Consider the following 23,034-nt stretch of genomic DNA (forward strand, 5'->3'; position numbering starts at 1 on the left):
GTTATTACGTAATTACATCAGTAAAAAAATGGATGATCGCTACCTCTGTTTAGGTGTTTTCAATTTTTAAATTTTCGTAGAAAATAAAAGTTCAGAAAATTCTGTATTTATTTATGCAACACTAGTGAATGTATAATAAAAAAAGATGCAACTCTATGCTGCATCTTAAGACTTTATTAATTTTTCATTGAATGATTTTTGAAGAATTCAAGTGACTTGTTGATAATCATCGCCTGATCATTGTCGAGAGTTGATACATGGTAGCTCTCTTCAGTGAGAATTTTTTCTTTCTCAGCAGAATGTATAGTATCCATAATCACATCTGCATTATACGGTGGTACTACATGGTCATCTGGAGAAACAAATACGAGAACAGGGCAGTTGATTTTATACAACGACTCTTCAACAATTCTAATCAGTTTAATGATTTCTTTAATTGATTTGACTGGGGTTTTGCTATATGCAACCTCTTTAATATTGGGTTTTTTGATATCTGAACCAATGCCTTCGATAAACCGGACACTACTTTCCGCCGCTTCGTGCATACCTGGCAGAATAACGGCTGCATTGATAGGGATGATGCCTCGAATGTCAGAATGTTTAGCTGCCATATACAAAGTCAATGTCCCACCCATAGATAGTCCTGTCATAAATATAGCATCACATGTTTTCTTAAGCTTCTCATAGCCTTCTTCTATACTTGTAATCCAGTCTTTATAAGTGGATTGTTCCATATCTTGTTCTGTCGTCCCATGGCCTTTCAACCTAGGCAGGCATACCGTATAACCAGCTGCGCTATAGGCTTCAGCTAATGGAAACACGCTCTGTGACGAGCCGGTAAAGCCATGTGATATTAGTATACCGATATTGCTTCCTTCTTTATAAAATGGTTCTGCACCTTCTAATATATTAACCATACCTCAGCTCCTTCTTATGCTTTCTCTTTAAAGTTCTCTTTGAGACTGGCTATAATTTCTTCTTTTGATTTACCGACTTTAATTTCCACACTTGCGAGAAATGCTCCTTCAACAAGCGGTGCATGGACGATTGTAATGTTCTGATAGTCATTCATCTCTACTGCCATCTCTGCATTCATCTGACTAGAGCCGATGTCATAGAAACAGAGCGCTTCGCCTTCAACACTGTCAAACATTTCTATGATCCGGTCAACTGACGTACCGATTTCGCCGTCAATGCCGCCTGCTGTTCTGACATTGACGCCTGCTGCCATCTGGCTGAGCAGTTCTTTTAATCCTTCAGCGATTTTCTCGCTGTGGGACACAATGCAGATGTCCATCAGCGGACACCTCCGATCAGTGCCTCAAGAATATAGACGGCACTTTGCGCACCTGGATCAATCGTCCCTTTTGACTGCTCCTTGAAGTATGCGGCGCGTCCTTTAGTTGCTGTCATATCTTTCGTATCTTCTGCCAGCTGCTGGAGTTCATCTTTCGTCGGCAGCTGTCCGTCGTTGACTTTATCACTTGCTTTACTGATGACGTCATACATCGTCTTCTCGCCGCCCTCCACTTTACCACGTACAGCAACAGCTTCTTTGAATTCTGTCAGTAACGTTTCAATGTTATCTTGAGTCACTGCGTCTTCTGCTTTTTGAGCCATCTTGACGAACGAGAAACCGTATAGTGGTCCCGATGCTCCGCCTACCGCACTCATCAAGGTCATGCCGCATGATTTCAGAACGTCAGCGACTGTGTCACCTTCCAATTTCTCGTCTACTGCCTTAAATCCACGCAGCATATTCACGCCGTGGTCACCGTCGCCGATTTCTCGGTCGAGGTCTGTCAGTAGTTTCTCCTGATCTTCAAAGACCGGCAGTAAATTTTTCAGTCTATCTTTCAGTTCATTTGCATTCATCATTACCCTCCTAGAAGAAATAGCGGCTCGCTGTGCTGCTGTTTAATGCTTCGACATATTCATCATCGTGTTTCAGTACCGTGATGGAGAAGCCCTGCATATCGAGTGCTGTCATATAGTTACCGACATATAGTTTAGTAATGGTCTTATTATTTCCTGAGAAATACGTATTTAAATAATACGCTGCGACATTCAGTTCACTGAGTGGCGTGCCGCCCATGCCGTTCAGCATGACGATGGCCTGATCAAACTCGAGTTCTTTTTCAATTTCATGCATGAGCCGCTCAATGATTTTGTCGACTGATTCGACCTTTTCACGGTAAATTCCTTTCTCACCGTGAATTCCGATGCCAATCTCCATCTCATCGTCTGCCAGCTGGAAGCCATAATCTCCCGTCGTTGGCACCATACATGGTTCAAGTGCCATACCGATTGTCGCCATATTCGGCAGCACTGCTTCCACTTTTGCTTTCACTTCTTCAAGTGATAATCCCTGATCTGCATAGTAACCCGCAATCTTGTGGACAAAGACTGTTCCTGCAACACCGCGTCGCTGTTCTTTATTGTCTATCGCAATATCATCTGCGATAACAACACGGTCGACTTTGATGTCTTCCATCTCAGCCATTTCCATTGCCATCTCAAAGTTCATGACGTCTCCTGCGTAATTCTTGATAATTAGAAGTACACCGGCATCGGTTGCGACGGCTTTAATCGCTTCCAGTACTTTGTCAGGGGTCGGCGATGTAAATACTTCACCGCATACTGCAGCGTCTAGCATGCCTTCAGCAACGTAGCCTGCATGAGCCGGCTCGTGACCGCTGCCGCCACCTGAAATCAGTGCGACTTTTCCCTGCTTCTTGTCTTTACGGACGATGACAGAATCAGCAATGACTTCATGCGTATCATCAGTCAATGCCATTCCTTTTAACATATCTGAAACAAACGCAGTCTTCTCTTTAAGTAATTTTTTCATCATATCTCCTCCTGTTGCCTACATTATAATCCTTGAGTTAAGTAAGCGCTAACAAAAAGAAGTCAAATTATCTTTTTCCAGTCTCTCATCATTTTTCCCTCAATCGCTTCATTTCTTCAGCCGTCGTGATACTCTCCTGATTTTTTTCAAGCTCTGTGATGATCTGCTCGTAATCTCTTGCATTACGGTTCTGGCTCATCTTATAAGCAGCCTGGACTTCTTCTATCTTGATTTCAAATCCTGTAATGCCGTTTATCTGTTTCTTTGATGATTCGCTAAGCTTATCCCATGTCTTTCCGTCCGGCCGTCCCTTCTCATAGTGGTCAAGGAGCGCCGTTAAATCACCTTGCAGCTCTTCTTGTGACAGCATCCGGCTTTTCCCGTAAATATGCACTGCCTCGTAGTTCCATGTCGAGACGTTCTCATGGTCGTACCATGACGACGACACGTAAGCATGCGGTCCCTGGAAAATCACCATGACATTCTCTTCCAGTTGGTTGACTTGCTCATTCTGATTGGCAAGGTGGCCGGTCAAATAATAGTCGTCTCCTTGCTGGTGAATCATCAACGGAATATGCGTTGCAACCGGACGTCCTTCCTGAACGGTGACCAGTATGCCAAACGAATGGTTATTGATAAATGATACAACTTCGCTCATCTCTTCAACGTTGAATGCTTTCGGAATATACATGACTGCCCTTCTTTCTCCTTGATTTTAACACCAGTGTCTCATAATTGAGCCTTTCATTTCCATTAATAATGATAACCAAATGTAAATTGTATAAATTTTTCAAATTATTCTGATATTATCTTGACTTAAAGCGTTAAATTGCTAAAATGGTTTTTAACTACTTTTTTGGGAGTGATCAGATGATTAAAGAACCGCTTATTGCTACGACGTTATTGTTCCTGCTTATTGCACTTGGAGAAGTCATCTCCATCTACACGAGAGCTCGTGTTCCGATGCTGCTCACTGCGATGCTCGGTTTCCTATTATGTTCATGGCTTGGATTATTCCCGAAAAAAATTCTCGAATACTCGACACTGCCGGCACTTGGTGCATTGCTTATCGGTCCGTTAATTCTACATATGGGAACGATCATGCCGCTCTCGGTCCTTAAAAAACAGTGGCGCGCTGTTGTGATTGCCCTCTGTGGTCTAATCGGAGCAATCATTCTCGTGCTCGGTATTATCACACCGCTGTTCGACTTTAAGATTGCAGCGAGCGGAATCGGACCGATTGCTGGTGGAATCATCGCCCTGTTAGTGACGACTGAACGACTGACTGCGCTCGGTCTTACGTCGCTGATTGTTGTGCCGGCGCTCGTTCAGGCGCTGCAAGGGGTCATCGGTATGCCGCTTGCATCTTACTTCATGAACGGCTACGTCTCAAAAGATTATATCCATCGGTTAAGAGAGAAGCACCATTCGACACAAGGCGACACGGAAAAGCCTTTTACTCAGTCAAAATACAGCTTATTGAACAATGATACTATCCGCCTGTTCATTATCTTTGCACTCGCGGCCTTCGGAGTCTGGCTTGGCAAAGTGACAGGGATTCATTATACCTTGCTCTGTTTGGTGCTCGGCATTCTCGCGCTCAATTTCAAACTGCTGCCGCAGAATGCTCTCGAACAGGCGAAGTCGCTGCATTTCATGGTCATTGCTATCATCTTCGTCGTGATTGGTTCAATGGGTAGCGTCAGCCCGAAAGATGTCTTGGACAATATCTTACCGGTCATCAGCATCTTGATTCTCGGTGCACTCGGAATCATCATCGGTGGATATGTCGGTGCGAAACTCGTCAAGTGGCCGCCTGCCAAAGGCATGCCTGTCGCACTGACTGCGTTGTTCGGTTTTCCGGGTGACTATATTCTCTGTCAGGAGGTTGCCCGTGCACATGGTCAATCAGAGGAAGAAGAACAGGCAATCATGCAGGAGCTGGTCACACCTATGCTTATCGGTGGATTCGTCACTGTCACTGTCACATCTGTCGTCATTGCATCATATGTCATGAGTTTAATTTAGGAGGATTTTATGAAAACAGTCATTAAGAACGTCAATGTATTAGATGTTGAAACAGGTCAGTATCAGAACAATACATGTGTCATTATCGAAGATCATGTCATCCAGGCAATCGGTGAATCAGCAGATGCCGATCATGTCATAGATGGTCAAGGTAAATTTTTACTGCCTGGCATGATTGACAGCCATGTGCATCTGATGTTGGAATTCAAGCCAGTCGCACAGATGCTGACAACTCCATTCTCCTATAACTTCTACGAGGCGATGACTTACGCCCGGAAGACCATCGATGCCGGGATTACTACTGTCCGGGACGCTCTTGGCGCAGATCTCGGGTTTAAGCAGGCAGTCGAGAACAATTTATTTCCAGGACCCCGCATGAAAATCAGTGTCAATGCGCTGACGATTACAGGAGGTCATGGGGATAACTATCAATATTCAGGTAACACCGTTAATCTGATTCCTGAAGACTATCCCGGCATGCCGAGCGGATTATGTGACGGCGTGGAAGAAGTCCGCAAGAAAACAAGAGAGATGCTGCGCGCCGGGGCGGATGTCATTAAAGTGCATGCGACAGGCGGGGTCTCCTCACCGACCGACCATCCAAACTTCACCCAGTTCTCACTTGATGAATTGAAAGTCATGGTTGAGGAAGCAAGATTCAGAAACAATGTCAAAGTGATGGCACACGCTCAAGGATTAGAAGGCATCAAGCAGTGCGTCGAAGCAGGAATCCACTCCATTGAACACGGCATTTACTTAGACGAAGAAGTCGTACAGCAGATGAAAGAGAAAGGCACCTACCTCGTTCCTACCCTGCTCGCGCCGATTTCAGTGCTTGAATTCGCTGAAGAGCTCGGTATTCCGGAAGTCGCCATCAAAAAATCAGAAGAAGTGCTGGAAGATCACATTAAGAGCTTCCAGCTTGCACATCAAAACGGCGTTAAGATTGCAATGGGTACAGATGCCGGAGTGTTCAAGCACGGGACGAACCTGCGTGAACTGGAGCTGATGGTACAGTACGGTATGACAGAACTGGAAGCCATTCAGGCCTCTACTCTGACAGCGGCAGAATGCATGGAGATTGACAACATCGGCCGCATTAAAGAAGGATTTCTTGCGGATTTAATATTAGTCGACACCGACCCGCTTCAAGATATCGGATCACTGAAAGTCAACGACCAAATCAGAGTCGTCATCAAAGACGGCGATGTGCTGAAGAATACACTATAATTATTATCAGGAGCTGCCTTTATAAACAGGCGGCTTCTTTTTATATGACTTAGCTAAATGCTATAATGCTCAAAAAGGACGTGACACGATGGACATTAATAGAATCGATCAGTTTCTAGAAGTGCCTGCAGAGGCAGCATTAGAAGATTATATGCGCGCTTTCATGCTGAAAGTGCCGTTTGAGAACATCGATGTACAAAACCGAATATCTATCTCGACTGAGACATCTGACTTGTTTGACAAAATCGTTAACCAGCGTCGAGGCGGCTTCTGCTATGAACTGAATACCTTTTTCAAAGACTATTTAGTCGCTAAAGGGTTCCACGCCTATAACGTGGCTGCAACCGTGAAGTCACCAAACGGCTGGGCACCGAAACACTCACATATGACAACATTCGTCAAGACGGCTCAGCTTTATATCGTTGACGTTGGATTCGGTGACCTGCCGCTGAAACCGGTACCTTTATCAACTATAGATGCACCAGCAGTCGTCCATGATGTGACCGGAGATTTTCGTGCCATCAGAAGCGGTGAGCAGTTTGAGCTGCAGAAGAAAATAAATGGGAAATTCGAAGTACTCTACAAAGGTGTAGTTGCAGCTAGAACGGTGGAAGACTTCGCTCAGATGATCGACTACAATCAGCACGATCTGTCTTCCATCTTCGTCAGCAATCTGCTGATCACGAAAGCACAGCCAGACGGCAGAGCAACGATGAGTCATGACTACTTGACGGTTACCGAAAATGGCTCCAAGCAAAAAATAAAACTCACGGCAGCGAACTACCGTGAGTATATGAAGCAGTATTTTGGATTGGATGTTAGAATTGAGCGGCTGGAAGATAATGAGTCATGATTTTCTTCCATGAACTCAATTTTTAAATAGTTCTTCCAGAAACAGCGAACATGCTCCAAGTGCCGCCTGATTCTCCTGCTTATTGGATACTTCAATGATTGGTTCTCCTACAATAGAGACCATTTCGCTTTTATTAATGACTTCATGCACAGCAGGCAGAAGATAGTCACTTGCGTTGGAGATACCACCAGACAGCAGAATTTTATCCGGATTGATGAAATGTATGACATTAATCAGACCGGTTCCTAACGTACGTCCGATATCCTGAAAAAGCGTGACAGCTTGTTCATTTCCATTGTCGGCTAATCGTTTGAGGTCCGATGCTCCCTCATGTTCTGCAATAATGCCTTCAGCAATAGCTCTTTTTTCTATTGCACTGCCTGATATCAAAGTTTCAATACATCCTCTGTTGCCGCAGTCGCACTTCAGACCATTATGATAATCAATCACCATATGTCCGAATTCTCCGGCTAACCCCTGATTCCCCCGAAATAATTTACCTTCAATAATAATGCCTGAACCGACACCATATCCTAGATTAATTAAGACCAGATTATCGAATTCCGCGTTACCGTTGAACCATGATTCTCCGAGTACCATCGCTCTTACATCATTTTCTACAAGAACGTTAATATCATAAGTTTCTTCAATGATTTTCTTTAAAGGGATATCCCTTAAATTAAGGTTAGGAGCAAATATAGAGATGCCATTTTCTGAATCGACGACCCCGTTCATAGCAATACCTAAGCCGAGCAGTTCCTTAGAAATCGAATCAGTATACTGTTTCATGAGTTCAATGACTTCAAACAGTTTTGTTGTAAACTGTTCTTTTGTGATAGGCAGAACAATTTTAATTTCCACTCGATGAACGACCTGACCGTTTAAGTTAATAACAATTCCGGATATTTTTTTAGATGATACATCTATTCCGAGTATTAAATGTCCTTCTTCATTGATCACCAGCAGTTTAGGCTTTCTTCCACCTTGTGATATACCCAATTCTTCTGTTTCTTTGACTAATTTCTCTTCAATTAATTCTTTGACAATCGTACTGACTGTTGGAGGAGTCAGTGATGTGTCTTTTGCGATCTGTGCGCGCGATGTCACTTCATTTTGTCTGATATTATTTAATATAAGTGTTTTGTTTGTCGTTTTCATCTGTTTGAATGATCCTCTTTTCACTTATATCTCTCCTCCAGTTATCAGTTAATAATAGTAAATTGAGTGCTTGAATAGTACGTATCATCTTTTCTTAAGATAATATTTCCGAAATCAGCATGATTGATTGCATCAGGGATTTCCTGAGTTTCAACTGTCACGCCACTATATTGCTCCAGTACGATATCATCAGACGATCGGTAATTTAACATATTAGAAGTATATATTACCACACAACTTCTATCTGTTGTTACATCAATTGTTATATCATCTGAGTCAGTCGTTAAAGTAAACGTCTTTTCATCTCCTTTCTGCAATAAAAAAGGATGATCATAGCCATCGACGAGCTGGTTATCTTCATCTTGATTCATGATACCTGTTTCAAGAGCCTGAAAATCCGAAAAATCAAAGTTCGGACTGTTCTTGATGTGACCTGTAGGAATTAACGTCTCGTCTATTTCTACAAATTGATCATGATTCAATTGAAGCTGATGATTCATAATCTTCTTATGATAATCCTTGTTCAGATTAAAGTAGACATGGTTTGTAGGATTGAACAATGTATCTTCAGTTGATACAGCAAAATATTCTATTTTCCAAACATTATCGCTCGTCACTGTATGGTGCACCTCGAACGTAATATCACCCGGGTAATGATCGTCACGCTCGTAGATGACTGTTTTGAACTTCAAAGTAATGGCATCTTGTTGTTCCTCAACCGTAGTCATCCAAATACGTTTATCTACTGCATTTGAGCCACCGTGCAGATGGTTTTCGCCATCATTCTGTTCCAATTGATATGATTTGCCGTTCAGGTCAAACCTGCCACGCGCAATTCTGCCTGCTACACGACCGATTGTTGCACCAAAATAACCGCCGCTCTCGTTATAATCTTCAATGGTATTCATCGATAAAATAATGTTACTTTGATCGTCATTCTTGTCAGTTAATATCTTATGAATCCTCGCTCCGTAATCCAGAAACGAGAACTGCATATGATCAGTTTCAATGATATATTCTGTAATCGTCTGATTCTGAAAATCCTCAAACTTTGTCTGATAATATTTCATCATATCACCTGCTAAATTCTTTCTTCAGTCTGGGCATCAAAGAAGTGAAGCTTATTTACATCAAAAGCAAGCTGCACTTTATCTCCCACCTGGTAGTCAAATCTTGAATCAAGCTTAGCAATTAGTTCAGACCCGGCAAAATTAGTGAACAGTATTGATTCTGCGCCTAATAATTCCACAACTTCAATTTCAGCTTCTATAACTGACTGCGGCGAAGCATTTAGAAACATCGGTTCATCGTGAATATCCTCAGGTCTGATACCGACAATGATATTTTGTCCGTTATAGGCAGCAAGTTTACGCTGTACAGATTCAGTAACCAGTAAGTTGAATCCATTCATCGTCACAGTACCATCATTATATGAACCGTTAATAAAATTCATTGCCGGGCTGCCGATAAAGCCGCCGACAAAGACATTTTTAGGGAAATCATACACTTCTTTCGGTGCACCGATCTGCTGAATGACCCCTTTTTTCATAATGACAATTCTGCTGGCCATCGTCATCGCTTCTGTCTGATCATGTGTCACATATACAGTTGTGACGCCTAACCGTTGCTGCAACTTAGATATTTCTGAACGCATCTGTACTCGCAGCTTTGCATCCAGATTTGATAATGGTTCATCCATCAGAAAGACTTTCGGTTGACGGACAATTGCTCTGCCTAAAGCGACCCTTTGTCTCTGACCTCCAGACATAGCTTTCGGTTTTTTCTTAAGCAAATCTGTAATCCCTAATAGTTCAGCAGCTTCTTTAACACGACGATCGATTTCTGCCTTTGGTGTTTTTTTCAGCTTTAATCCAAAAGCCATATTTTCATAGACTGTCATATGCGGATACAGAGCATAGTTTTGAAAGACCATTGCGATATCTCTGTTTTTAGGTGTGACATTGTTCACTACTTGGTCATCAATGGCGATTGTACCTTCAGAGATGTCCTCTAACCCGGCAAGCATTCTTAATGTTGTTGATTTACCGCAGCCTGAAGGACCGACAAAGACAATAAATTCATTGTCCTGAATTTCCAGATTGAAGTTTTCAACTGCATGATAGCCATCTTCATAAATTTTTCCTACATTATCAAACTTGATCGTTGTCATTTAATTCACTCCTATTGATAAATTCATTGTTTAGTAATATACTTAATTAAATTAATTAATTAAGTATAATATAGCATTTTCACAGTATAATTACAAAATTATTTCAAGGAGGTCAGTAGATGAAATCATCGGAATTAGAGCAGCTTAAAGCAAGTTTTAATACTGTATTCGGCCAAGCTCCGGAAGAGTTATACTTCGCGCCCGGACGCATCAATTTAATTGGTGAACATCTCGACTATAATGATGGTCATGTCTTCCCTGCTGCCATCTCATTTGGCACATATGCTGCTGTCGGCAAAAGAAACGACACTTCATTTAATGTATATTCACTGAACTTTGCTGAAGAAGGAACTTACTCCCTGTCACTTGATGAACTGAACTTTGCGCAACAGGATAAATGGTCCAACTATGTTAAAGGTGTTTTAAAATATACTCAGGATGCAGACTCACCTATTAGTCACGGTTTAAATATTGCTGTCTATGGTAATATTCCAAACGGTGCCGGTCTTTCTTCTTCTGCGTCATTAGAACTTCTAATCGGTACTATTTTGAATGATGCTTATCAGCTGAATAAAGAACCTGTCGATTTAATTAAAATCGGCCAGAAAGTTGAGAATGATTTCATCGGCCTTAACAGTGGAATCATGGATCAGTTTGCTATCGGGATGGGAAAAAGCGAGCATGCCATATTATTGGACTGCAAGGACTTAACTTATGAATATGCTCCACTTCACTTAAATGACTATCAGCTGGTCATTATTAACAGCAACAAACGAAGAGAACTTTCAGATTCAAAATATAACGAACGTCGTTCAGAATGCGAGCAAGCTTTACAAGATCTGCAGACAGTGAAAGACATTGATTCGTTATGTGCATTATCAGTTGAAGAATTTGAAGAACTAAAACATGTTATTACTAATCCAATTCATCAAAGACGAGCGAAACACGTCGTGTATGAAAATGAACGGACATTGACTGCACTAGAAGCATTGAAAGAAGATGATCTTCTAACATTTGGTCGATTAATGAATGAGTCACATGAATCTTTAAAGAACGATTACGATGTGACGGGAATTGAACTGGATACAATTGCTGACAGTGCTCAGTCACTAGATTCAGTCATAGGTGCCAGAATGACAGGAGCAGGTTTCGGCGGCTGTGCCATAGCCTTAGTCCAAAAAGATGAAATCAATTCTTTCAAGCAGTATGTTGCAGAGGAATATACTAAAAAAATCGGCTATGCTCCAGATTTCTACGAAGTCAATATTAGTGACGGTCCTAAAAAAATTAAGGAGTTGGTTTAATATGAAAATTCTCGTATTAGGTGGCGCAGGTTACATTGGTTCTCATGCGGTTTATCAGTTGATTGAAAATCATATGGAAGTCGTTGTCGTCGATAACCTGGAAACAGGTCATAGAGCAGCGGTTCATAAAGATGCGGTATTTTACGAAGGAGACCTGCGCGATAAGGCATTTTTAAGAGACGTATTCGAGAAAGAGAAGATTGACGGTGTCCTTCACTTTGCAGCTTATTCACTAGTCGGTGAATCTGTTCAGCAGCCTATGAAGTACTTCAATAACAATACCTACGGGGCACAAGTGCTACTTGAAGTAATGAACGAATTCAATGTGAACTATATTGTCTTCAGTTCTACTGCTGCAACTTATGGCGAGCCGAAGACGATTCCAATTACTGAAGATGAACCGACCCTTCCTACTAATCCATATGGTGAATCAAAACTAATGATGGAGAAAATGATGAAGTGGAACAGTAATGTCACTGATTTGAACTATGTTGCTTTAAGATATTTCAATGTGGCGGGTGCACGAGAAGACGGTGTCATCGGAGAAGATCACTCTCCTGAAACACATCTCATTCCAATCGTTATTGAAGCGGCTCTAGGGCAACGGGATCACGTCACTATTTTTGGTGATGATTATGATACAGCTGACGGGACATGCATCCGTGACTATATCCATGTAGAAGATCTCATTAATGCGCATCTTCTGGCACTTGATTATTTAATCAAAGGTGGAACAAGTGATGTCTTCAACCTTGGCAGCAGCCGCGGATTCTCAGTCAAGGAAATCATCGATACAGTTGAAACGGTCACTGATATAAAAATCAATCGGATCATCGGCGAAAGAAGAGCAGGTGATCCAGGACGATTAGTGGCAAGTGCTGACAAAGCAAAAGCTGTGCTGAAATGGAATCCGACGAGAACAGAAATCAATCAGATTATCACCGATGCGTGGAACTGGCATTCAAATAACCCTCAAGGATGGGATGATAAATAATGCTGGAACAATATATCAATTCTCTTGTTGCAAGTATCGCGCATGAGCTTGAACTCGATGATAGAAATCGTATTTACTACAAAAACAAAGTCGCAGCAATCTGCAGCTTCACACCTGATGGAGATGATACAAATACCGACAATAATTTGACTATCCCTCAGCTGCTTGAGGCAATCAATGCAATTCTCGTTGAACAAGGAACGATAGAAAATCTGCTCGATACAAAGGATATGATCAGTGCCGCGATTATGGATGTCTTCATTGGTCTCCCGACCGAGGTCGAAGAAAAGTTCTATTCGTTGTATGATAAAGATGCTAAAGCCGCAACTGATTATTTTTATCACTTAAGTAAGACCAGCAACTATATTCAGACAGAACGAATTAAAAATAATATCCATTATACAGCTGAAACATCATATGGAGAATTAGATATCACTATTAACCTCTCCAAACCTGAAATGGATCCAGCTGAAATTAAGCGATTAAAAGAACTTTCTTCAAGTACATCAGTAAATTATCCGAAATGTATGCTTTGTGTGGAGAATGAAGGTTACTATGGTCGTATCAATTATCCTGCCCGCAGCAATCATCGCATCATCAAACTGAACTTGAACAATGAGAACTGGTATTTCCAGTATTCTCCTTATTCATATTACACAGAACATGCGATAGTACTTGCTGAGGAACATACGCCGATGATTATCAACAAAGCAACTTTCAACCGACTGATTGAATTCGTCACTAAATTCCCGCATTACTTCATCGGTTCTAATGCGGATCTGCCGATTGTCGGTGGATCCATGTTGACTCACGACCATTATCAGTCAGGCCGCTTCGAATTTGCTATGGACCGTGCCAAAGACATTTATAATTTTACTCTCAATGATTTCACAGAAGTGAACTTCAGTATCATTGAATGGCCGTTATCTGTCATTCGTCTAAGAAGCACAAATAAAGAACAAATCGTCAGTGCTGCAGATCATATATTAACAGCATGGAAATCTTATAGCGATGAAGCGCATGATATTCTGTCACATACCGATTCAGAAATTCATCATACAATCACGCCGATTGCTAGATTCAAGAATGGTCATTACGAGCTGGATCTTGCATTACGAAATAACAGAACAACAGAACAGTTCCCGCACGGTATATTTCATCCTCATGAACAGCATCATCACATCAAGAAGGAAAACATCGGACTTATCGAGGTCATGGGACTTGCCGTACTGCCTGCACGACTGAAGAAAGATATGGAACAGATCAAGTTACATCTTAAAGGCGAAGCTGCTGAAGTTAATCCTATTCATGATGACTGGGTAAACTTATTACAAGCTGACCTGCCTGAAAACTCAGCACTCATAGACCGTTATGTAGATGAAGCACTGGCCAACAAATTTGCCGATATTTTGAGTGATGCCGGTGTCTTTAAAAACTTAGATACATTCAAACCATTCATTTCTACGCTATAAAAAATAAACCTTCGTCTGAAGGTTTATTTTTGTCTCATTAAATATGGTTGTTAATCGTATCATTCACTGCTTTAATCTGCTCTATATCACACTTTGGTTGACGGTCATAAGTCAACAGACCATTAATTTCCTGTTCCACATCTGTTAACTGTGTATAACAGAACCCATGGATGAGTTCCGACGAACCAATTGCACTTGTCACTGCCTGATAACCTTCAATCAATTCTTCGCTCGATTTAACTGAAGAGTAACCCCAGCCTTTATCTTCAACTGTGTAAGCAATTCCGCCGTATTCCGTGATCATAATCGGCTCACCGTCATAACTGAATCCTTCACAATAAATTTCTCTGTTGGCCGGTTTAATGGACAGTGTTTTTTCCAGTGTTTCATAGTTCGCTTTCACTTGCTCAGCATTTGAATAATTATGGATACCACAAATATCTGACTTCGTATGCTCCCAGCCATCGTTAGAAAACACTACTCTCGTCTCGTCAAGGGACTTCGTCAAGTAGTACATGCTCATTGAATGTGCCTGCTGACGTTTTTCATGATTGACCCGACTGATACCCCAGCTTTCATTCAATGGCATCCAGGCGACGATACTCGGATGATTATAGTCACGGTTCACGACTTCTATCCATTCATTGGTCATACGCTCTACATATTTCTCGCTGTATTCAGAAGCAGCTGCCATCTCTCCCCAGACGAGGAATCCTAATGTATCAGCCCAGTATAAAAAGAGCGGATCTTCAACTTTCTGATGTTTACGGGCTCCATTAAATCCTAGTGCCTTAGCGAGCTCTATATCTTTCTTCAGATCTTCACCGCTTGGCGCGGTCAACAGCCCATCCGGAAAATATCCTTGATCTAGTACCAACTTCTGATAGTAATCTTTGTTGTTCAGCTGGAATCGTCCATTATTTGTTCCGACTTTCCGCATCCCGAAGTAACTCTCTACCGTATCTAGAGTTGTATCATCTTGTACAAGTTTGAGAGTCACATCAAATAAGCTAGGGTTCTCAGGTGTCCAGTACCAGCCGTCGTTATGGATATTGCTTCTGTCGACAAAGTGTCCTCTGACGTTGAATGAACGGTCTAAATAACCATCATTCAATAAGAGCAGATCGTCTACCAGCAGCTGGTCTTTAAAACGAATTTGAACGTTGATTTTTAAGCTATCAACGAGTTGACTTGGTTCAAGCTCGAGACGAATATGACCTGCATCAATGTCAGGTGTCCATCTCACTTGCTTAATATAAGTGGCATTCACCACTTCAATCCAGACAGGCTGCCAAATGCCTGACGTTCTCGTATAGAATATAGAAGCGGATTCTTCGCACCAGTACTGCTTACCGCGCGGAATCGTCTGATCAACAGAAGGGTCAAATGCACGCACAACGATTTCATTGTCATCACTTAAATAATCAGTGATATCCACTGAGAACGAGCTGTTTCCTCCGATATGTTCTTTCACAAGTTGTCCGTTCACGTAAATATGTGAATGATAATCCACTGCTCCAAAGTGAAGAATTGCTTTTTGTGATTCATTGACTTCAATATCAACTTTTCTTCTATACCAGACGACATCATGAAACGATGTATCATGTATGCCACTTAATTTTGTCTGGAAAGCGAAAGGTACATTAATTTTTAAACTATCTGGAAAATTTTCGTTCCAATGTTCCGTCTGACCCACATTCTTATCATCAAATGAAAAATCCCATTCACCATTTAAATTGACCCAGCTATTTCTCTTAAGTTGTGGTCTTGGATATTCTTGTCTTAATACTGTCATCATATCCTCCTATTATTTAATACCAGATTGCGTAACGCCTTTGATTAACTGCTTTTGTCCGATGATAAATACAATGACAATTGGAATCGTCGCAATAGTAGTGAGTGCCATTAATTTACCGTAAGAAGAGACGAAGCTACCTTGAGACATAATTGCAATACCGGTCGTCAATGTTCTCATCTCAGGTGAGCTTGTAGAAACGAGCGGCCATAGGAAGTCATTGTAGATTCCCATAAATGTGAATATCGCTAATGTCGCAAGCAATGGTCTTGCGCTAGGTAAAGCAATGCTTCTAAAAATCTGCCATTTATTCGCCCCGTCAATACGCGCCGCTTCTTCCAGTTCTTTCGGAAATGATCTGAAGAACTGATAGAGCAGGAATACGCCAAAGGCATTGGCCGAATACGGCAAGATCAGTGGTGCAAATGTATTCAGCAAACCTAAGTTATTGAACTGCATGTACATCGGCAGGAATGTAATGACCCAAGGAATCATCAATGTACTAATGATTAACGGAATCAAAAACTTCTTAAACGGAACATCGAGACGTGCCAGTGCGTAAGCCGCCATGGCATCAATAACGACAACAATGATTGTTCCGACAACACCTGCAAAGATTGAGTTGAACATCCAGCGCAGGACTGGAGAATCTGTGTTCATTTCATCAAAGAAATACTTAAAGTTATCAAGTGTAGGTTCTTTCGGTATTAACGAAACTGTACCAATTGCTTCAAAGTCATTTTTAAATGCTGTCGAGATCATCCAGACTAAAGGCGTCAGGAAAAATACAGCCATAAATAAAGCGATGATAATCAGGATAATGTTTCTCACGAGATGTGCTGATTTCATGATACCTTCTCCTTTCTATTAAGGAAGATAAACTGGAAGATTGAAATACATATAATAATCAATGTCATTAACACAGCCATAGCAGAAGCTGAGCCGATTTCACGCAGTGTAAATGCCTGTTTAACGATGCCCATCAATAATACTTCAGTCGAATCTCCGGGACCTCCACGAGTCATCAAGTAAGGCTGCCCATAAACATTGAACGATGCAATAGTTGAAGTGACAAGAACAAACAACAACACAGGTTTAATCGTAGGAAGCGTAATAAAGCGGAATTTATCGACACTAGTTGCACCATCAATATCAGCTGCTTCGTACATCTCCTCCGACACATCATTTAATGCGTTGATAAAAATGACCATATTGAAACCAACAGTCCACCAAAGTGTCGCAAGTACGATCGAGAACCAGGCTAAACTTTCACTGGTCAGCCAAGGGATAGCACCAAGTCCAAATTTTGATAACATCTGGTTAACCAGACCTGAGTTCGTATCCAGCATCCATAACCATAGCACGGCAACAATAGATACAGAAATTGAATAAGGGATGAAGAAAATCGTTCTAAAGAATCCCTTCACTTTGTCCGGTAAGCTGTTGAGTAACAAAGCAAGACCTAATCCGAAGATCAGCAGGAATGGCACGCTGAACACAACGAATTTAAGCGTATTGATCAACCCGTGGAAGAACAAATCATGTTCTGCAGTACCTGGCTTCAAAATCTGGAAATAGTTCTGCAACCCATTAAACTGATGGTCCTCAGAAATTAAATTCCAGTTATGCAGACTAATCCATAATCCATAGATTAACGGAAAAATAAGAAATAGCACGAATACGATTAAGTACGGTAGAACAAACAAAAAAGAAGTTAAAGAACCCCTGCTTTTTTTAGTTTCCAATAGAATAACCACCCTTGATAGTAATTAAGGGGTATGGCCATTGACCTACCCCTTAATACTTATTTATTTAATCGCTTTTTGAGATTTATCTGCTGCATCTTTCAATGCATCTTCAACAGATTTTTTACCTAACAATGCTTCATTGACCCCTTTATATAATGGATCTGATACAGGACCCCAGTTAGAAACGTTTGGAGAGAACATCGCTTTATCGAATGATTTAGCAACTTGAGGCTGCTGTTTCAATTTATTAAACTCATCACTTTCATAGACTGATTTAATAGCTGGTGCCTGACCTGATTTAGCCCATTCCATACTATTTTTACCAGCGAATGCGACAAAGTTTTCAATCGCTTTTTTCACATCTTTATCTTTTACAGATGTCGGAATAACAAAGTTATGTGAGTTAGCGTATACTGCTTCTTTGTCTCCGAATTGTGGAACTGGTGCTACGCCATAATTGATACCTGATTTATCAAACTGGTTCATCATCCAAGGACCATTGAAAGTCATTGCATTTTTACCTTGCAGGAACATTGTCAGTTCGCCGTCCTGCTGAACATTTTCAGGAGAAACTTTGTCTTTGAAGATTAAATCTTTCTCGAACTGCAATGCATCAACTACTGCAGGATTTGTATAATCTACTTTGTCATTCTCAATTAATTTTCCGCCGTTTTGATACACTAAAGTCGGAAAGATAAATTGCTGCGGCCATAATGTCGGAACGACGAAGCCGTACTGACCTTTACCATCTGTTAATTTTTTAGCATAATCAACGAACTCTTCACCTGTAGTCGGTGCTTTTTCAGGATCTAAACCTGCTTTTTTGAATAAATCTTTGTTGTAGTAGAACATCAATGGATGGATATCTAATGGCACACCGTATAACTTACCTTCTACTTCAGTACCATTCCATGCATTTTTGTGATAATCATCTTTTTTGATTTTGTTACCGATGAAGCCATCCAGCGGTTGAATCACTTTCTTTTCTGCGTAAGTTCTGATTTGGTCACCGTGCATGATCATTACTTCAGGTGCATCTTTTTTACCGTTTAACGCTAAGTCAACTGTTTTATAGTAATCATTCTGAGGAACAATTTGCAGCTTAACGTTAAAGTCTTTCTGTGATTTGTTGTATTCTTCAACAATCTTCTTCATGTTAGGACCATCAGGACCCGAGAAAGGTGCCCAGAATGTAATATCTTTGCCGCCATTACCTTTGCTTGATTCAGAACTGCCGCCACAAGCAGCAAGAACAACTGATAGAACCATTAGTAAAGCCATTAACAACTTCGTTTGTTTCATAAATTTTTCCCTCCAATTACTTTATTAATTAATTTAATTAAGTTTTAATAACCTTAATTTACATGGTTTATATGCAATAGTCAAGTGTTTTTTGAAAGCGGATACAGATTTTTAATCAGAATAATCTGACTGTCTTGATAAATAGTCAGACAAAATAAATAAAACTCACGGCAGCGAACTACCGTGAGTATATGAAGCAGTATTTTGGATTGGATGTTGGAATTGAGCGGCTGGAAAACTAACCTTTCAGCGGCAAATCCATGTCTTCCAGCTGATCAATGAAAATCACTTGATCGTCCCCATAATTAAAACGATTATCTTCTTCTTGGTTGAAATTACCGCTATCAATCGTCTTCTGAATAAACCCAAGGAAATCATTTAGAGAATCAGCGACAACATAAAAAGTATCTAAATCGCTTCCATAACTGATGACCTGTCCTTTTTTCCCTGTTTCACCAGGATCCATATCGATTGCCAGGAAATTTCCTGAGCCATCTGTCGCAAACGGCAGCCAATGTGCATAATAATATTCTTCCTTGATCGCTCCAGGGGGCTGTACATCAACAGAAATTTCTTCTTCTTCCTCCTGATTGAACTCAACTTCCGAAATCACATCTTGAAGCGGCATCCACTCTAAACCAAAAAATAAACCAGGACTCTCAAAACTTTCTCCGTCTGCTGCTTTGTATAATTTGATAAACTGTTCATCAATCGGTGCACCAAAAACATCTGCTAATTCATCCAAGTCTTCATCTGTTGCACCAGGATTTACAAATTCTCTGAATGGCACTTTGTCATTATCAAGCAATGATTCAATAGTCATAAAAAGCCCTCCTATTTTTTTGTATAATTTTACCCTTAAGGCAAATTAACAAACGTTTAGAAGGACTATATTAACAATATTTACTTAATAACTATATTTCAACACAAGTGCACCAGAATAGCCATATAAAGACTCAGCGCCTGCCAGTTCAACTCTGCCGTACTTGTCATCATTGACGTTATAAAGTTTGTGGCTGTAAGTGCGGACACCGTATACCGTAAAGTTTGCATCCACAAGCGGTGAACCAGACGCTCCGGCTCTGAAGCGGTCTTTCATAACGAGTTCCGTCATGTTAGGACTTTGTCTGAGGAATACTGCCTGATTCCAGTAACGCGTCGTGTAGTCATCTGTTCCGTGATAAGGGTAACCAACAGAATAAAGCGGCGTTCCACGTCTGAGCTGCATGATTTGAGGGTCGGTAGCAAGCTTTAACGGCTTAACATAATTTGTCAGACGTTTCTTCGTATGCAGTACAGCAAGGTCAGCAGAAGGAATCTTCACGATATCCTTGACCTCGAAGTTATACGGAATCTTCTTGCCATCGCGGTTCATCATGAATCGAATATACTTCACTTGAGCGGCATTGCCCTTCTGATTATCAATGACATGAGCATTAGTCAGCACTGTATAATCATCGATAACAAACCCAGTCCCCATTGCCTCCACACCGCGACCAGCCCAGCTGTCCTTATTGGAAATATAGCCGACTGCCTTGTAACGTGACGCATTGCTGTTGCCTTGAACCTTCATGATCGTCTTGCTGTTACTGACAGATTTCGCCAGCTGGTAACTCGTCTTCAGATTTTCAGGCTGCAGGCCATCATAATGATAATCTGTGTCAACTGCGTGAGCCTGAGTAGATAATGAAAAAAGCAGTGTACCGGTGATCAGAGCAATCTTTTTAAGTGTCATCTTATGTCCCCTGTAAGTTAGATTTGAAATAGCAATAATTAATGTAAATATATCATGGATGCAGAGATGCGTATATATGAAAAAACAGCCCGGCGGTAAAACGGACTGCGAAAAAATCCCTGCACACTCATGCAGAGATTCCTATAATATAGTTTTCGTGGATGTCAGAAATTCATAGAGTCCAGTCAGTTCATCCAGCTGTCCGTTACAAATATTGCTGTTATGACAAATGTAGTTGCCGTTCTTAGTATAAGTGCCGTCACCAGCCACTTTAGTCGTTGCAAGAAACATCGATACCTTGCTGTCAGTCTTACAGATCGGGCATATTCCCTTATTAACTGTCGGTGACAAATCACCATACAGCCCTTTTAATTCTCCAGCGTGGTAGAAGATGATGAACTTCTTCTGTTGCCCTGGATCATTCCATCCGATATAAGTGCTCTCAGTCAAATCATAGTCTGACCAGTTCGGATAGTTCAGCTTCTTCACTTTCTTAAAGAGCTTATCCAGCTGCTGATTCGTCGGCACCTTGAACGGCTCGACGTAGATCTTCAGCAGTTCCAACTGCTTCTCCAGCTGATGCCGCGTCATTGTCCGGTCCATAATGACGTCTAAAAATGCCTCAACTTCAGGCAGCGTTTCAGTAAAAATCTGTTCGACACTTTCTTGAATTAAGCTCTGATAAGTCTCAATCATCTTCGGATCATTCATTGTCTGATAAGCCTTCACTAACCGCATACTCTGACGCTTGATACCGATATATTGGTAAGGTAGTATATTATTCATTAATGTCAGTCCTTGTCATATGGCTTGTAGGATAAGTATAACATTTAAATAATATATTTTTCTCTTCATATTAAAGCGAACAAATCAATAAATGCTTTATGGAAGTGAATATATAATATCGGCAAGGTCATTAAAAAAGTCACTAGCAAAATGAAAAGCTAGTGACTTTAAAACTTCTCTTATTCAATTAAAGATATCCATATAACTATTTAACCGAATCAAGAAAACAAGTTTATCGTCGTTACTATTATAGGTACTGCAAAGATATCAATTAAGAACGCACCTACTACAGGAACAATTAGAAATGCTTTCTGTGATGGTCCGAATTGTTTAGTGACTGAATCCATGTTTGCCATCGCGTTAGGCGTCGCTCCCAGTCCATGTCCTAGGAAGCCGGCAATCATAATAGCAGCGTCATAAGATTTTCCTAATAAATTAAATAACACATATCTTCCGAACAGCACGATAAATACTACTTGAGCAATCAGTGTTACAAAAATTGGTACAACGTTTCCTGATATTTCAGCAAAGTTAATACTCATTAAAGCCATAGATAAGAATATTGCTAAAGTGATATCTCCTATTAAGTTGTTAATTTTCAGGTTAATCATTTCCGGTTTGACCCCTTCAATGATATTTCTTATTATCACTGCTAAGAACATGGCTCCTACATATCCTGGTAGTGCAAATCCTGTCACATTAGTAAACCATTCGCCGAGCAGTGAACCAATAGCCATACAGAATACGATGATGGCAGAAGTTAATATGAACTGATTTGAATCTACTTCTTCATCTCTATTCAAATGTTTTTCTTGAATATCGTTATTAACCTCAGTTGGTTTTAAATTATACTTTCTGATTAATCCTTGTACAACCGGGCCACCTACTAAACCACCAGAAATTAAACCGAGAGTTGCTGATGCTAATCCAATAGAAAGCGCACCCTTTGTTCCCATTTCCTCAATTGTTGTGCCGTAAGCAGTAACCGCCCCATGGCCACCTTCCATAGACGCAGCGCCTGTCACTACTCCTATTAAAGGATCTAGACCAAATAGTGAAGCTAAACTCACTCCTATTACGTTCTGCATTAAAGCTAAGAAACCACATGCGAGCCAGTAGATGACAAGAAGTCTACCACCTAATTTAACTAGAGCAAAACTAGCACCCAACCCGATTGTTGTGAAAAAGGCGAGCATGAATAAGCTCTGAAAATCTGTGTTCATTTTTAGTGTGAGTATACCAAGCGATGATAATGCCCATGCAAGTAGTGCAAATAACAGTCCACCTACTACTGGTGCCGGTATTGCAAACCGATAAAGAAAGTTTAGCTTCCTGATAAGAAACTCGCCGACTAGATAGACAATGAAAGCAGTTTAATGAAAGCACAGGTATCTAGCTTCTTTGTATAGTAGTCTAAGTTCAGGATTTTCACCTGTTGAGAAATTTTCTTGAAATCTATCGGTGAAATCCATTGTTCAAATTGTCAAGGGCAATTTAAAAATGTAGGTTTTGGGCAAAATAAAATGTAGGTTTTCGGCAACTTCAAACTGTAGTATACCTATGGTATCTTATTTATCATTCGATATGATTTTCCTGTGATTCTAAAAA

Annotated in this window: 22 protein-coding genes; 6 read left to right on the plus strand and 16 right to left on the minus strand. The window is 40.8% G+C overall.

All coding sequences use genetic code 11. The features are described 5' to 3' along the window. Nucleotides 1-176: 176 nt before the first annotated feature. The 5 genes from ERX29_RS10240 to ERX29_RS10260 all read right to left on the minus strand — a co-directional run bounded on the left by ERX29_RS10240 (nt 177) and on the right by ERX29_RS10260 (nt 3,542). Nucleotides 177-917, minus strand: a complete 741-nt coding sequence (locus tag ERX29_RS10240; RefSeq protein WP_133444579.1) for an alpha/beta hydrolase — start codon at nt 915-917, stop codon at nt 177-179. A 14-nt stretch (nt 918-931) separates the two neighbouring features. Next, nucleotides 932-1,297 carry a dihydroxyacetone kinase phosphoryl donor subunit DhaM gene (gene dhaM, locus ERX29_RS10245; protein ID WP_341777609.1) on the minus strand — a complete coding sequence of 122 codons (366 nt, stop codon included), beginning with the start codon at nt 1,295-1,297 and terminating at the stop codon, nt 932-934. Continuing rightward, on the minus strand, nt 1,297-1,875 hold the full coding sequence (gene dhaL / locus ERX29_RS10250) for a dihydroxyacetone kinase subunit DhaL (protein WP_133444581.1): 579 nt from the start codon (nt 1,873-1,875) through the stop codon (nt 1,297-1,299). The genes dhaM and dhaL overlap by 1 nt, the downstream gene beginning before the upstream one ends. A 10-nt stretch (nt 1,876-1,885) precedes the next feature. After that, a complete protein-coding gene (gene dhaK, locus ERX29_RS10255) occupies nt 1,886-2,851 on the minus strand; it encodes a dihydroxyacetone kinase subunit DhaK (RefSeq protein ID WP_133444582.1) in 966 nt (321 codons plus the stop codon). A gap of 88 nt (nt 2,852-2,939) precedes the next feature. Next, complete coding sequence (locus tag ERX29_RS10260; protein ID WP_133444583.1) at nt 2,940-3,542, minus strand: FMN-binding negative transcriptional regulator; 603 nt, start codon at nt 3,540-3,542, stop codon at nt 2,940-2,942. 179 nt (nt 3,543-3,721) lie between these two features. Here ERX29_RS10260 and ERX29_RS10265 point away from each other — a divergent pair, with 179 nt between their 5' ends. The 3 genes from ERX29_RS10265 (at nt 3,722) to ERX29_RS10275 (ending at nt 6,962) form a co-directional block, all read left to right on the plus strand. Then, the gene (locus ERX29_RS10265; protein WP_133444584.1) at nt 3,722-4,879 is read left to right on the plus strand and encodes a hypothetical protein; all 1,158 of its coding nucleotides are present in this window, start codon (nt 3,722-3,724) and stop codon (nt 4,877-4,879) included. A 9-nt stretch (nt 4,880-4,888) separates the two neighbouring features. Next, nucleotides 4,889-6,109: a metal-dependent hydrolase family protein gene (locus ERX29_RS10270; RefSeq protein ID WP_133444585.1), complete on the plus strand. Its 1,221-nt coding sequence runs from the start codon at nt 4,889-4,891 to the stop codon at nt 6,107-6,109. 88 nt (nt 6,110-6,197) lie between these two features. Continuing rightward, nucleotides 6,198-6,962, plus strand: a complete 765-nt coding sequence (locus ERX29_RS10275; protein ID WP_133444586.1) for an arylamine N-acetyltransferase family protein — start codon at nt 6,198-6,200, stop codon at nt 6,960-6,962. 15 nt (nt 6,963-6,977) lie between these two features. Here the strand turns inward: ERX29_RS10275 and ERX29_RS10280 are convergent, their stop codons facing one another. From ERX29_RS10280 to ERX29_RS10290, 3 genes are read right to left on the minus strand one after another with little or no spacing between them, the layout of a single operon-like run. Then, on the minus strand, nt 6,978-8,144 hold the full coding sequence (locus ERX29_RS10280; RefSeq protein WP_133444587.1) for an ROK family transcriptional regulator: 1,167 nt from the start codon (nt 8,142-8,144) through the stop codon (nt 6,978-6,980). Between the two features lie 20 nt (nt 8,145-8,164). After that, nucleotides 8,165-9,190, minus strand: a complete 1,026-nt coding sequence (locus ERX29_RS10285) for an aldose epimerase family protein (protein ID WP_165981136.1) — start codon at nt 9,188-9,190, stop codon at nt 8,165-8,167. A gap of 11 nt (nt 9,191-9,201) precedes the next feature. Continuing rightward, nucleotides 9,202-10,290, minus strand: a complete 1,089-nt coding sequence (locus ERX29_RS10290; protein ID WP_133444589.1) for an ABC transporter ATP-binding protein — start codon at nt 10,288-10,290, stop codon at nt 9,202-9,204. A gap of 119 nt (nt 10,291-10,409) precedes the next feature. Here ERX29_RS10290 and ERX29_RS10295 point away from each other — a divergent pair, with 119 nt between their 5' ends. The 3 genes from ERX29_RS10295 to ERX29_RS10305 are packed head-to-tail and all read left to right on the plus strand — an operon-like array spanning nt 10,410 to nt 14,060. After that, nucleotides 10,410-11,594, plus strand: a complete 1,185-nt coding sequence (locus tag ERX29_RS10295; protein WP_133444590.1) for a galactokinase — start codon at nt 10,410-10,412, stop codon at nt 11,592-11,594. Nucleotide 11,595: 1 nt separating this feature from the next. Continuing rightward, nucleotides 11,596-12,588: a UDP-glucose 4-epimerase GalE gene (galE, locus tag ERX29_RS10300; RefSeq protein WP_133444591.1), complete on the plus strand. Its 993-nt coding sequence runs from the start codon at nt 11,596-11,598 to the stop codon at nt 12,586-12,588. Next, nucleotides 12,588-14,060: a UDP-glucose--hexose-1-phosphate uridylyltransferase gene (locus tag ERX29_RS10305; protein WP_133444592.1), complete on the plus strand. Its 1,473-nt coding sequence runs from the start codon at nt 12,588-12,590 to the stop codon at nt 14,058-14,060. The genes galE and ERX29_RS10305 overlap by 1 nt, the downstream gene beginning before the upstream one ends. A gap of 37 nt (nt 14,061-14,097) precedes the next feature. On the opposite strand, the gene ERX29_RS10310 is transcribed toward ERX29_RS10305, so the two are convergent. The 8 genes from ERX29_RS10310 to gltS form a co-directional block, all read right to left on the minus strand. After that, entirely contained in the window at nt 14,098-15,855 is a 1,758-nt protein-coding gene (locus ERX29_RS10310) for a glycoside hydrolase family 2 protein (protein WP_133444593.1), read from the minus strand. A 12-nt stretch (nt 15,856-15,867) separates the two neighbouring features. Then, nucleotides 15,868-16,704, minus strand: a complete 837-nt coding sequence (locus tag ERX29_RS10315; RefSeq protein ID WP_133444594.1) for a carbohydrate ABC transporter permease — start codon at nt 16,702-16,704, stop codon at nt 15,868-15,870. After that, on the minus strand, nt 16,701-17,600 hold the full coding sequence (locus ERX29_RS10320; RefSeq protein ID WP_243720043.1) for a carbohydrate ABC transporter permease: 900 nt from the start codon (nt 17,598-17,600) through the stop codon (nt 16,701-16,703). Before ERX29_RS10320 ends, ERX29_RS10315 begins: the two co-directional genes overlap by 4 nt. Nucleotides 17,601-17,663: 63 nt before the next feature. Further along, entirely contained in the window at nt 17,664-18,905 is a 1,242-nt protein-coding gene (locus ERX29_RS10325; RefSeq protein WP_133444595.1) for an ABC transporter substrate-binding protein, read from the minus strand. Between the two features lie 238 nt (nt 18,906-19,143). Then, the gene (locus ERX29_RS10330; protein ID WP_133444596.1) at nt 19,144-19,728 is read right to left on the minus strand and encodes an SMI1/KNR4 family protein; all 585 of its coding nucleotides are present in this window, start codon (nt 19,726-19,728) and stop codon (nt 19,144-19,146) included. Between the two features lie 84 nt (nt 19,729-19,812). Further along, on the minus strand, nt 19,813-20,640 hold the full coding sequence (locus ERX29_RS10335; protein WP_133444597.1) for a S1 family peptidase: 828 nt from the start codon (nt 20,638-20,640) through the stop codon (nt 19,813-19,815). Between the two features lie 141 nt (nt 20,641-20,781). After that, the gene (locus ERX29_RS10340) at nt 20,782-21,426 is read right to left on the minus strand and encodes a FusB/FusC family EF-G-binding protein (protein ID WP_133444598.1); all 645 of its coding nucleotides are present in this window, start codon (nt 21,424-21,426) and stop codon (nt 20,782-20,784) included. A gap of 218 nt (nt 21,427-21,644) precedes the next feature. Continuing rightward, nucleotides 21,645-22,790 (minus strand): sodium/glutamate symporter, encoded by a 1,146-nt coding sequence (gene gltS, locus ERX29_RS10345; protein ID WP_133444599.1) that lies wholly within the window; start codon nt 22,788-22,790, stop codon nt 21,645-21,647. Nucleotides 22,791-23,034 lie beyond the last annotated feature (244 nt).

It is taken from the genome of Macrococcus lamae (genome assembly GCF_004359545.1).
In the GTDB taxonomy this organism is placed as follows: Bacteria; Bacillota; Bacilli; order Staphylococcales; family Staphylococcaceae; genus Macrococcus; species Macrococcus lamae.